This is a genomic window from Vreelandella massiliensis, assembly GCF_900155385.1.
Lineage (GTDB): Bacteria > Pseudomonadota > Gammaproteobacteria > Pseudomonadales > Halomonadaceae > Vreelandella > Vreelandella massiliensis.
Genome location: NZ_LT699745.1, coordinates 1,763,288 through 1,775,279, shown reverse-complemented (window position 1 = coordinate 1,775,279; position 11,992 = coordinate 1,763,288). Strand labels below are relative to the sequence as shown.

11 protein-coding genes are annotated in these 11,992 nt (G+C 58.8%); 8 read left to right on the top strand and 3 right to left on the bottom strand.

Features of this window, described 5'->3' with window-relative positions; translation table 11 throughout:
- Positions 1-2: 2 nt before the first annotated feature.
- Positions 3-1,094: a hypothetical protein gene (locus tag BQ9846_RS12960; RefSeq protein ID WP_075881368.1), complete on the top strand. Its 1,092-nt coding sequence runs from the start codon at positions 3-5 to the stop codon at positions 1,092-1,094.
- Here the strand turns inward: BQ9846_RS12960 and xthA are convergent.
- Together xthA and BQ9846_RS12950 are read right to left on the bottom strand one after the other, a co-directional pair.
- Positions 1,066-1,905 (bottom strand): exodeoxyribonuclease III, encoded by an 840-nt coding sequence (xthA, locus tag BQ9846_RS12955; RefSeq protein WP_075881367.1) that lies wholly within the window; start codon positions 1,903-1,905, stop codon positions 1,066-1,068. The two genes, BQ9846_RS12960 and xthA, sit on opposite strands and share 29 nt — an antisense overlap.
- A complete protein-coding gene (locus BQ9846_RS12950; RefSeq protein ID WP_075881366.1) occupies positions 1,905-2,144 on the bottom strand; it encodes a hypothetical protein in 240 nt (79 codons plus the stop codon). Before BQ9846_RS12950 ends, xthA begins: the two co-directional genes overlap by 1 nt.
- Positions 2,145-2,362: 218 nt before the next feature.
- Here BQ9846_RS12950 and rhlB point away from each other — a divergent pair, with 218 nt between their 5' ends.
- Positions 2,363-3,637 (top strand): ATP-dependent RNA helicase RhlB, encoded by a 1,275-nt coding sequence (gene rhlB, locus BQ9846_RS12945; RefSeq protein ID WP_075881365.1) that lies wholly within the window; start codon positions 2,363-2,365, stop codon positions 3,635-3,637.
- Between the two features lie 5 nt (positions 3,638-3,642).
- Complete coding sequence (dinG, locus tag BQ9846_RS12940) at positions 3,643-5,769, top strand: ATP-dependent DNA helicase DinG (RefSeq protein WP_075881364.1); 2,127 nt, start codon at positions 3,643-3,645, stop codon at positions 5,767-5,769.
- Between the two features lie 15 nt (positions 5,770-5,784).
- Here dinG and BQ9846_RS12935 read toward each other — a convergent pair whose 3' ends face one another.
- Positions 5,785-6,861, bottom strand: coding sequence for a 3-deoxy-7-phosphoheptulonate synthase (locus tag BQ9846_RS12935; RefSeq protein ID WP_075881363.1), 1,077 nt, complete (start codon positions 6,859-6,861; stop codon positions 5,785-5,787).
- Positions 6,862-7,161: 300 nt separating this feature from the next.
- On the opposite strand from BQ9846_RS12935, the gene rpoE reads away from it, so the two are divergent.
- From rpoE to BQ9846_RS12910, 5 genes are all read left to right on the top strand, one after another.
- A complete protein-coding gene (rpoE, locus tag BQ9846_RS12930) occupies positions 7,162-7,761 on the top strand; it encodes an RNA polymerase sigma factor RpoE (protein WP_075881362.1) in 600 nt (199 codons plus the stop codon).
- A gap of 244 nt (positions 7,762-8,005) precedes the next feature.
- Positions 8,006-8,764: a sigma-E factor negative regulatory protein gene (locus BQ9846_RS12925; RefSeq protein WP_075881361.1), complete on the top strand. Its 759-nt coding sequence runs from the start codon at positions 8,006-8,008 to the stop codon at positions 8,762-8,764.
- A gap of 111 nt (positions 8,765-8,875) precedes the next feature.
- On the top strand, positions 8,876-9,790 hold the full coding sequence (locus BQ9846_RS12920) for a MucB/RseB C-terminal domain-containing protein (protein WP_159437926.1): 915 nt from the start codon (positions 8,876-8,878) through the stop codon (positions 9,788-9,790).
- Positions 9,791-9,795: 5 nt separating this feature from the next.
- Complete coding sequence (locus BQ9846_RS17270) at positions 9,796-10,290, top strand: SoxR reducing system RseC family protein (protein ID WP_075881359.1); 495 nt, start codon at positions 9,796-9,798, stop codon at positions 10,288-10,290.
- Between the two features lie 119 nt (positions 10,291-10,409).
- Entirely contained in the window at positions 10,410-11,831 is a 1,422-nt protein-coding gene (locus tag BQ9846_RS12910) for a DegQ family serine endoprotease (protein WP_075881358.1), read from the top strand.
- The last annotated feature ends 161 nt before the right edge of the window (positions 11,832-11,992 follow it).

Genomic DNA, 11,992 nt, shown 5'->3' with positions numbered 1-11,992 from the left:
TCATGAAAAACCGAGTGTGTGTCGGTTTAATCGCTATTTTCGTGCTGTTTAGCGTGCCCGCCTGGGCAGCCCCGGCGCTGCCGCGCGATGTGATCAATGATCTCAACGCCATCGAAGCGCGTTTGGAGGCGCGCCAATATGGCGCGGTCATTGAGCGTGCGATGGTGCAAGCGCAGCGTTTTGCGGGGGGCAACGCAGCGGATCGCTTTGCCAGTGCGCTGTATCGGCAACTAGCGGCGAGCGCGTTATCCAGCGTTGGGCGTTATGCTGACGCCGCCGACCAGTTAGCGACGGCGCGTGCGGGCATGGAGGATGCTGAGACGGCCAAGCGCTGGCGTTTGCAAGAGGCCGGTCTGCGCCGCGCAGCGGGTCAGCGCCAGCAGGCGGTCGAGCAGCTCTCCCGTTGGCTGGACGAACACGATAAAGCAGGATCCGCAGTAGAAGAGCAGTGGCGGCTCGTGCGCTGGCTGGCGCAAGACAAACAGTGGCAAGTCGCTGCCGATCGGCTCGCCGCGATAAGTGAGCCAAAGCGCAGTCAAGCGCGGCGCGAGCTGGCGTTGGCGGTGTACCTTAATGCCGGTCAGCCAGAGCGCGCGCTTGAAGGGCTCTTATCCACGCTTAACGAAACGACAGAACCGGCCCAGTGGCGGCAAGCAGCGCGGTTGGCCCAGGGTGCCGGTGCGATCCCGATAGCGGCGGCGATTTGGGATACCGCCTGGCGGCTGGATATTTTCACCGACTCGGACGATTTCTGGCAGCTTATCGCGCTGCACCGGCTGGCCGGCACGCCCGCCCGCGCGGCGGAATATCTAGAAGCCGCGCTCGCTAATGGCCGGGTGGTGCGTAGCGAGATAACCCTGCGCCTACTGGCACAGAGCTGGCTACAGGCGCGCGATGTCGCGCAGGCCCTTGCTAGCCAACGCGCCTTAGCACAAATGACGCGTGATGCCGACGAGTGGCGTCTGCTCGGCCAACACGCGTATGCATGGGGGCGCAATGCGATCGCGGCAACGGCTTTTGAACACGCCGTGGCATTAGGCGATGAACAGGCGCAGCAGTGGCTCGCTAGTTTGCATCTGCCGCCGTCAGGGTAAGGTCAAACGTGCTCCATGTCGGCGCGTGGTCGGAGGGTCGCTCCATGGCCCGTAGTTCATAGTCCACGTCGGCGTCGAGGGTTAGGCGTGCCAGTGGTTCAGTGACCAAAATATAGTCGATTCGAAGCCCACGCTTGGGGTCCCGATCAAAGCCTTTTGAACGGTAATCAAACCAGCTGAAACGGTCATCGCGCGTGGGGTGACACACGCGGTAGCTGTCTTGCATTCCCCAGTCTTTAATGCCCGCGAGCCATTCGCGCTCGACGGGTTGGAAGCTGGTTTTGCCCTCGCGCAGCCAGCGTTTGCGGTTCGCCTCACCAATACCGATATCCCGGTCTTCCGGCGAGATATTGAAATCGCCCATCACGGCGACGAGTTCATCGGGGCGATGCCGCTCTTCGAGAAGGCGCGAGAGTTGACCGTAGAAGCGCTCTTTGTGCGGAAACTTGATGGGGTGGGTGATGTTTTCGCCTTGAGGGAAATAGCCGTTCCACACCGTGACCGCCTCTCCACTCTCCGCGCGAAGCCGCACGCCGATCATGCGGCGCTGAGCGTTTTCCTCATCGTCGGGAAAGCCGTAAAACACCGCTTCCGGCGGTTGGCGACAAAGCAGGGCGACACCGTAGTGGCCTTTCTGGCCGTAGTAAAATACGTGGTAGCCCATGGCTTCCACCGCGGCGAGGGGAAACTCGCTATCCTGGACCTTGGTTTCCTGCAAACCAATGACATCCGGCTGATGCTGATCGATCAGCGCCTGCAGTTGATGCAGACGGGCGCGAATGCCATTGATATTGAACGAGACCAACCGCATTATGAATCCTCTTTCTTATCCTGCTTTTCAGGGTGGATGGCAATCGGTTGACCGCTCTCTTGGCGTGCCATTTTTCGCGCGGCTTGAAGTTTGCGCTGCTGCTGTTTTTTCGCCACGAAGCGGCGTGAGGGAGCCACTTGGTCAGGGTTATCATGGCGCCACTTTTTGTAATCCTTGCGCCGACCGGTGCGGATGGTGACTTTATCCGCTAGCGAGCGAGTCTTTTTTCTACGCGTCATGTCGCGCTCCTAATACAGTGCGTTAATGTAGCTGCCCATTCTACCAGTCTCCTCTCTCTGGCACATGGGAATTGGTACATAGGCGTTTGTACTTAGGAATCGGCGCGTGGGCGTTGCCATAGGGAAGAGAGCAGGAAGGGCGCCCTTAGCGCGAAGCCCTGGTACAATAGCACCTTTGTTAAGCAAAACATTCACCGTAACGGACGAATACATAGCCTATGAGCGAGCCGGAACAGACCCCCGCATCGGCCCAGAACCGCAAACCTAAACGCCGCCGGCGCAAGCCGCGTCGCCGCCAATCGAGCTGGGATTTGCGCCAGTTTCAAGTTCCCGCGGTCGCGGGCAAGTGGCGCTTCCACGATTTCGATCTGCCGCTGCCGCTAATGCGTGCCATTCATGCCCAGGGCTTTGAGTACTGCACGCCGATTCAGGCAGAAGCGCTGCGCCACACGCTACTCGGTGGCGATATTGTGGGTAAGGCGCAGACCGGCACGGGCAAAACCGCGGCATTTTTGATCTCGGTGCTGGCGTACTTCCTCGAAGAGCCCGCACCCGATGGCCAGAAGCAGGGCGCGCCACGCGCGCTAATTATCGCCCCAACGCGGGAGCTTGCCCTGCAGATTGAGAAGGATGCCAAGGCCCTTGCGCGCTTCACCAAACTTAATGTGGCAAGCGTCGTCGGGGGTATGGATTACCAGAAGCAGCGCGACAGCCTAGGCAAAAAGGTCGATATCCTGGTCGCTACCCCAGGGCGACTGCTCGACTTTCATCAGAAACGCGATATCGACCTGAACGAAGTGGAAGTGCTGGTGCTCGATGAAGCCGATCGCATGCTCTCTATGGGGTTTATCCCCGATGTGAAACGCATTATTCGCTACACGCCAAAGAAAGAGGAGCGCCAAACGTTTCTGTTTTCGGCCACCTTTACCGAGGACATTCTCAACCTCGCCAGCCAATGGACCCTTGACCCGGCCCATGTCGAGATCGAGGCCACCGTTGAGAACCAGGCGGATATCGATCAGCGCGTCTACCTGGTAGCCGACGATGACAAAGAGCGCTTGCTGGTGAGGCTATTGGAGCAAGAGAGCTTTGAGCGCGTGATGGTCTTTGGCAATCGCCGCGATCTGGTGCGCAAACTGGATAACGTGCTCAAAAAAGCCGGTATCAGCGCGGCGATGCTCTCGGGCGATGTGCCCCAGGCGCAGCGTATCAAAACGCTAGAGCGCTTCCGTGAAGGGGAGATCCAAGTGCTGGTGGCGACCGATGTCGCCGGGCGCGGGATTCACATCGATGACGTGAGCCACGTGATCAACTATACCCTGCCGGAAGACCCCGAGGATTACGTCCACCGCATCGGGCGTACCGGGCGCGCCGGGGCCAAGGGCGTCTCGATCAGCTTTGTCGGCGAAGAGGACGCCTTCTCGCTGCCGGAGATCGAGCGCTATATTGGCGACAAGTTGCCGTGTGAGCACCCACCGGAAGGCTTGCTTTAAGCGCTATGCTCGAAGATGCGCTGAAAGGTGAAATTCAGGACGCCTACCGCCAGGTCGTGGAGCGTCTCGGGCTAACGCCGCGTTACGGCCAGCGGCTAATGATTGCCGAGATCGCTCGCACGCTTGGCGGTATTGACATGGATGACGAGGGCAAGCGCCAAAACGATACCCACGTCTGCGTGCTGGAAGCCGGAACGGGCACCGGGAAAACCCTGGCCTATTTGCTAGCTGCCTTGCCGGTCGCCAAAGCCCAAGGCAAGCGCTTGGTGATCTCCACCGCGACCATCGCGCTGCAGGAGCAGGTCCTGGGCCACGACCTGCCCTCCTTGGCGCAGCACAGCGGCATTGCCTTTCGTTACGCGCTGGCAAAAGGGCGCGGGCGTTATGTCTGTGTGGCGCGTCTGGATCAAGCGCTGGAAGGCAGTGAGCCCAACCCGACGATGTCGCTTTTCCAGCAAGAGTTGATCGCGACCAGTAGTGACTTTTCTCAGCTTACCCAAGACATGGCCAAGGCCTATGGCCAAGGGGAGTGGGAGGGCGATCGCGATAGCTGGCATGAATCCATCGACGACCCCACCTGGCGGCGCTTGACGGTCGATCACCGGCAGTGCACGGGAAGGCGTTGTGGTCATTTTGGCGCCTGCGCGTTTTTTCGCTCGCGCCGCGAGTTGGAAGACGCCGATGTGATCGTGGCCAATCACGATCTGGTGTTGGCCGATCTAGCCCTGGGCGGTGGGGCGATACTGCCGGACCCCGCCGACTGTATTTTTGTCTTCGATGAAGGCCATCACCTGCCGGACAAAGCGCTCTCTCACTTTGCCCACCGCTTTGCCGTGCATGGCTGTTTGCGTTGGCTGAAAACGCTAAAGAGTAGTTTGACCGAGCTGCATCAGGCGCTAGCCCAACAGTCGACGGTTCGTCAACTGCTCGCCAAGCTCCCCGATATGCTTCAGGCGCTGGAGCCGGCGCTGCAGGAGGTGTTTTCGCTAGGCCATCAGCTCGCTGAGCGGCCCAATGGGCTGGGCGACGAGGAGGCGTTTAAGCAGACACGCTTTGCCAAGGGGCAGGCGCCTGATGCCCTGCGCGAGCAGGCCCTTCAACTGACGACCCTGTTTGCCGAGCTATCGCGCAGCCTTGAAACGATCGGCGATATTCTGCGCGAAAGTCTCGATCCGGATAAACAAACCGGTTTAGATCGCGAGCAAGCGGAAAGTTGGTTGCCATTGGTGGCGTTGCTGCACGGGCGGGCGCTGGAAGCGCATGCGCTGTGGGAGGCGATCAGCGCGGTGGACCCAAACGATGCGCCGCCTTGCGCGCGCTGGGTTACCTTGAGCCGTGTCGGTGGAGAGCCGGAAGTGGAGTTCTCGGCAAGCCCGGTATCGGCCGCGCACACCCTGGCCAAACACCTGTGGGGCCGCTGCCATGGGGCGGTGGTGACCTCTGCCACGCTCACCGCATTGGGACGTTTCGAGCGCCTGCAGGAGCGAGCGGGACTGGCCGGTCGCTACCGCTATCAAGCGCTGCCAAGCCCTTTTGACTACGCCAATGCCGTGCTTAGCGTGCCCCAGGCAGCCACCGACCCAAGCGATCGCGAGGCCCACGAGCAAGCGATTATAGATTTTGTCACGGCGCTTACCGATCGCGAGGCGGCCTTGGTGCTGTTTTCATCCCGCGCGCAACTGCGCGCGGTAGAAAAAGCCTTGCCCGCTGAGGTGAAGGCTCGCGTGCTGGCGCAGGACGCGCTGCCCAAGCGCGAGCTCCTGGAGCGCCACCGGGCGGCGGTGGACCGCGGCGAGGGGAGCGTGATCTTTGGCCTGGCGAGTTTTGCCGAAGGTATCGACCTACCCGGGGAGTATCTCACCCACGTGGTGATTACCCGGTTGCCGTTTGCGGTGCCGGATGACCCGGTGGGGGCGACACTGGCGGAGTGGATTGAAAGCCAGGGGGGCAACCCCTTTATGCGCATCAGCGTGCCCGATGCCTCGATAAAACTGGTGCAGGCGTGCGGCCGTCTGATTCGCAAGGAGAGCGACAGCGGACGGATTACGCTGCTCGATCGTCGCGTGTTAACGCGTCGGTACGGCAAGGCACTGCTCGATGCCTTGCCGCCGTTTCGGCGCGAGATTGCTTAGCGTCGCTTAACGAGGTTACTGGGCGATGCGCTTGGCCAAGGTATCGGCGAGTTTTTCGTTCATGCGGGTGAACGACGCGACGGTGGTCTCCCAATCGATGCAGGCATCGGTAATCGACACCCCGTACTTGAGCTGACTGATATCGTCCGGCACTTTTTGGTTGCCCCAGCCGATATTGGACTCCACCATTAAGCCGATAATCGAACGGTTGCCTTCCAGTATCTGGTTGGTCACGTTCTCCAGCACTAGCGGTTGGAGCGCCGGGTCTTTGTTGGAGTTGGCGTGGGAGCAGTCGATCATGATGTTGGGTGAGAGATCGGCTTTTTTCAGCTCCTGCTCAGCCAGGGCCACGCTGACGCTATCGTAATTGGGTTTGCCGTTGCCACCACGCAGCACCACATGGCCGTAGGCATTGCCCCGCGTGCGAATGATCGCCACTTGCCCTTCGTGGTTGATACCCAAGAAGTTGTGCGGGCTGGCGACCGACTGCAGCGCGTTGATGGCAACGTCGAGGCTGCCATCGGTGCCGTTTTTAAAGCCCACCGGCCCAGAGAGCCCCGAGGCCATTTCACGGTGGGTTTGGGATTCGGTGGTGCGTGCGCCCACGGCTGACCAGCTGATGCAGTCTTGGATATATTGGGGGGAGATGGGGTCCAGCGCTTCGGTGGCAAGCGGCAACCCGAGTTCGGAGAGGTCGACCAGCAACTTGCGCGCGATGTGCAGGCCCTCCTCGATCTCGAAAGAGCCATTTAAGTGCGGGTCATTGATTAAGCCTTTCCAGCCCACCGTGGTGCGTGGCTTTTCAAAATAGACACGCATCACAATATACAGGCTATCGCTGACGCTATCGGCAAGTTCGCGCAGGCGGCGGGCGTAATCCATGGCGGCATCCACATCGTGGATCGAGCATGGGCCCACGACCACCAACAGGCGCGGGTCTTTACCATCAAGAATGTTCTGGATGGTTTGACGGCCTTCAATCACTGATTGTTCGGCTTTTTCCGTTAGAGGGACGGCTTTTTTTAGCGCATCAGGGGTAATGAGAACATCCTGAGCGAGGACATTAAGGTTATTCACCTGCTGTTGAGACATCGTGCTACCTGTGCTTACGCGGTGGTCGAAAAGGTGCGCCTACTATCGCTTGCCAAGGCAGTAAAAATCAATTGTTACGGAACTATTGAATAAGGCAGCGTGTCGGCCCCAGGGTTTCCTGTATGGATTTTTTCATTGCGCTAAGCGCTTGATGCCTCGTGCAGAACGCGTAACACTAGTTTCACTCGACTTATCAAACTCCCAAGGGACGCTATGCTGCTTGCTGTTAATGCCCACCCGCAATGGGGACAAAATCGATCTGAATGTATGCTTTCCCAGGCGAGCAGGAGGGGCGTGTGAATGGGCACTCGTGAAACCGACCAACAGCTTGTTGAGCGTGCCCAAAAAGGTGACACCCAAGCGTTTGACCTCCTGGTGAAGAAATATCAGCACAAAATCATGGGGCTGATTGGCCGCTATGTGCATGACCATGCCGAGGTGCAGGATGTGGCGCAGGAGGCGTTCATCAAAGCCTACCGTGCGCTGGCGAACTTTCGCTCGGAAAGCGCGTTTTATACCTGGATGTACCGCATCGCTATTAATACCGCAAAAAATCACCTTGTTTCGCGGGGACGGCGCCCGCCGGGTAGCGATATGGACGTGGCCGATGCTGAGGTTGTCGACCAGAGTGGCCGGCTCGCGGATAGCGAGTCGCCAGAGGCGTCCATCGCCAGGGACCAACTGGAAGCGGCCGTGTTCGAAGCCATTGAAAAATTGCCCGAGGATTTACGCACCGCGATTACGCTTCGGGAGTTCGACGGCCTCGCGTATGAAGATATTGCGCAGGTGATGCAGTGCCCCGTGGGAACGGTTCGCTCGCGTATTTTTCGCGCTCGTGAAGCCGTCGATGAGCATATTCGCCCCTTGGTGAGCACGGCGCGCAACAGTCGAGAAGAGTAAGCGCGTTTTTTTTGCCTTGTTTGGGGCTTGTGTTGAACTGTCAGCTAGATACGGCGTCATACAGGGCAGACCGCCTTGAAGGTGGCGACATTTCGACATCGTAGTGTAAAAAGACGATGGGGTTTGGCCGCAGAGAAGCGGCGCTACTAAACGCATTGCGTTACTGCCATTGGGGCCGGTTAGTCATTAACGCGACCGAAGGCCCGTTTTAGCTTCTCTGAAACACAGTGTGAGGGTGTGAAGTATGAGTCAGAACACACGGGAATCGCTTTCCGCCTTAATGGACGGTGAGAGCGACGAGTTGGAACTACGCCGCGTGTTAAAGGCACTTCCTGATAATGCCGACGCAGCCGATACGTGGCGGCGTTACCATTTAGCACGCAGCCTGATGCAGCGTGAACAGGGTGTCGACGTCAGTACCGATCTCTCCGCTGGCATTATGGCGCGGTTGCGTGAAGAGCCTGCGCCACAAGTGGCGGCCTCCCAGCGTGAAGCGCGCAAAGTGCCCACCATCTCTTTTGCTCGTGGCGCGGGAGTTGCCGCCGCCGTTTCGTTGATGGTGATCACCGGGGTTCAGTATTTCAATAACAGCCTCGACGGGGGTGATAACGCCTCACCGGCAAACGGCTCCTCCCGTGTGGCCAATGCGCCTGCAGTACCGCCTAGCGCCACTCAACAAGTACAGCCTGTGAATTTGGCCACTTCCGTGTCTTCAGGCAAACCGGCTAGTCGCGATGTCCCCATGTTTGAGCCTACCCCCTTTCGGCTCAATGGCCAGCCCGTCAACAGTGGGCTTATGAATGTCAGCGAAACCGGCTTCTCAGCCTCTCAGCCCCAGCGCAACTCGGTAAGCAGTGTGCAAAATGCAGGGCTCGACCTTGAGCAAACACAGCTGCTGCGCTCGTATCTTGAGCAGCATGCCCACGGTGCCGCTTACGGTAACAGCGATAGCTGGCTGCCGCTGACGCGTTCCGCCATGGCGACAGAGTCGCTGGGGCGATAGAGCGCGTAAAAATATCTACCGTTAATCGATAGACACCATGTTGCTATGCCGCTGCCGATGATTCGTAATGTTCTTGTGCTTACTTTGAGCTGCGCTCTGCAAGTTTTGCTGGTGGCTACCACTTCGGCTGTGGCCTCCGAGCCGGAGGGCGACACCCGGACACTAAGCTGCAAGGCGCTCGAAGAGCAAACCCCTGAGAATGTTCAACAGTGGCTGGCCCATAGTCTGTGGGCCAGCCACTGTTACAGCTATCAAGCGCGCGCCGTGGCCATTGGCGACTCCGAAGTGCGCACGTTGGCCCTCTCACACCGTATTCAGGATGGCATTCGCCAACAGGTAGTCCAGTACTTGGATGGCCCTTCGATGAGCATCGAGCGGCACGCGCGTATCGGTCATTGGGGTTGGTCACATGCACCTGAAGAAGACGCCTCCGTACCCGCACAGTGGGCCAAGCATCTGGAGCGCATCTACACCATTTCGCTTGAAGAGGAAAAGCGTGTGGCGGGGCGCGATGCAGTGCAGATCTCCTTTGACCCGCGCGACGCTAACCGCTATCCGCATCAGTGGTGGCTCGATACCGCGAGTGGCCTGGTGTTAAAGCATGTTGTGCGCAACGCTGAGGGCGACATTTTAGAAACATTTCAAGTGACTCAGCTACAAGAGCCGACACGTTTTAACGGCGATGTCGAAATTGGCCGCCCTGGCCATGCGCCCAGCGTTGATTGGCAGGTGAACTGGCTTCCCGAGGGCTTTCAACTGCAGCCCGGTGTCTCCCGGGAGTTGGCTGATGGGCGTGCCCAGCAGCTTTATAGCGATGGTTTGGCCACCATTAGTGTGTTTGTTGAGCCGGTGACAGCGTCGTCGCTTCGGCCTGGCGTACATCAGCTGAATGTGTCGGCAGTGGCCGCTGAGCGTTTCTCAGGAAAAAGCCATGACTACCAGGCGGTGGCGATTGGCGAGGTGCCGCCTAAGGTGTTGCGCCGTGTGGTCCGTTCCGTGGCTCACGTCGACATGACCTCGGAGTAACTTCGATGGCACTACCTTCCTGTGCGTCGGCCAATTTGCATCGTGATGCCACGGTGGTGGGGTATACAGCGGCAGGGCTGCGTGTAGAGGTTCAGGCGGAGGCTGGCTGCGAGCGCTGTCAACAAGGCAAAGGGTGTGGTGCGGGGCTTTTGCAGCGCCCTCGGCGACTGCACATCAATGTACCCGTTCGTTTCGATGCCCCATCCCCGGATGTATCGAGCCACCCCCCTTGCGCATTGGCGGCCCGTTTTCCCTTGAGCAGCCGTGTGCGTATCAGCATGCCGCGCCACTCATTAACGCGCTTGGCACTTTGGGTTTATGCGCTACCGCTAGTCGCGGCGTTATCGGGCGTCGGATTTTTATCTGTGCTCGATATGGCCTCAGGCTGGCATGCTCCCGCGCTTTTCTTTACTACCTTGATAGTGTCAACCGTCGCCCTCAAATGTAAGAATCGACGCGATGGGGAACGCTTTCGGCCTCGTCTGGTCAATCAATTCTAATGCGTTACATCGATGATGCTTTGTTCTGATGGCTCAGTGTATTGAGTCCCAGGACATTGATGATTCATTGTCTCATCCATGGCCATGTTTGGCCTTATCCTGATGTTAGGAGCTCTTGCATGAAGCGCTTGATTCTCCCCTCCACGCTGTGGTTTTGCTTGGTTGCCTTATTGGCCCTAAGCAGCCACGCCCAGGCTCAGCAGCTGCCTGATTTCACGACGCTTGTGGAAGAAGCCGCCCCTGGCGTTGTGAATATTTCCACTAGCCGTACGATAGAAAGGCGAGGTGGCCCCTCCTTCCACGGCTTCGGTGAGCAAGACATTCCCGAGATATTTCGCCACTTCTTCGGCGACCGATTCCCGGTGCCGCCGGGTGGTCAAGGTCCAGGACAGGGGCGTAGCGAAGAGCGTCAGTCGTTAGGCTCGGGTTTTGTGATCAGCGAAGATGGCTATGTCCTGACTAACTCTCACGTGGTGGAGGATGCCGATGAGGTCTTGGTGCGTTTTAACGATCGGCGTGAACTGGAAGCTGACATTGTCGGCACGGATCCACAAACCGACATCGCCCTGTTAAAAGTCGATGCCACCGGTCTTCCCACTTTAAACCTGGGTGACTCGGATGACTTGAACGTCGGGGAGTGGGTAGCCGCAATCGGTTCGCCCTTTGGTTTTGACCACTCTGTTACCGCGGGGATCGTGAGCGCGATCAACCGCACGCTGCCACGCGATGCGTACGTGCCCTTTATCCAAACCGATGTGGCGATCAACCCGGGTAATTCCGGTGGGCCGCTGTTCAATTTGGATGGCGAAGTCGTGGGGATTAATTCACAAATCTTCACCCGCAGTGGCGGCTTCATGGGCCTCTCATTCGCCATTCCGATCAACGTCGCGATGGACGTGGCGGACCAGTTGCGCGATGACGGCCGCGTTAACCGTGGCTGGCTGGGCGTGATGATTCAGCCGGTATCGCGTGACTTGGCCGAGTCGTTTGGCATGGATAAGCCGGCCGGCGCGCTGATTGCCGATCTTGATCCGGAAGGCCCTGCCGCGCGAGGTGGCTTGCAAGCAGGGGATGTGATTCTTGAGGTCAACGGCCAAGACGTTGAGCGCTCAAGCACCTTGCCGCGTTTGATTGGGCGCGTGGCGCCAGGCAATGAAGTGGATCTACGCGTGCTTCGCGACGGCCGCGAAGTGAGCGAGCAGGTCGAGCTGGGAAGCTGGCCCAACAGTGAAGAAGCCGGCGCCGGTCAACCCGATAACAGCCAGGTGCGTTTAGGGGTTGCCGTGCGTGAAGTGGATGAGTCGGTGCGTGACCAGCTCAATATCCAAGGCGGTGTTGAGGTGACCGAGGTTGAACCGCAGAGTGTCGCGGCTCAAGCTGGTATTCGCCCGGGAGATATCCTGGTCAGCATTGATCAGCAAAGCGTCTCGTCAGCCCAAGAGCTGGTGGAGATCGTCGAGCAGCTACCCAGTGATCGCGCCATTCCGCTGCGTCTCTACCGTGATGGCCGTTCGCTTTTTGTGGCGCTGCGCTTACAGTAGCCGGCGGCCTACACTTCTCTCACCTCCCACGCAGTCCGGCAAAAATGCCGGACTGCTGTTCCTCACCCCCTCATATCGCTACAATAGCGCCTATCTTTCTTGTCGGAATAGCCCGTTTATTGTTGTGGCTATCTTCGCGCATTGATTTTTCGCAGTGGCGT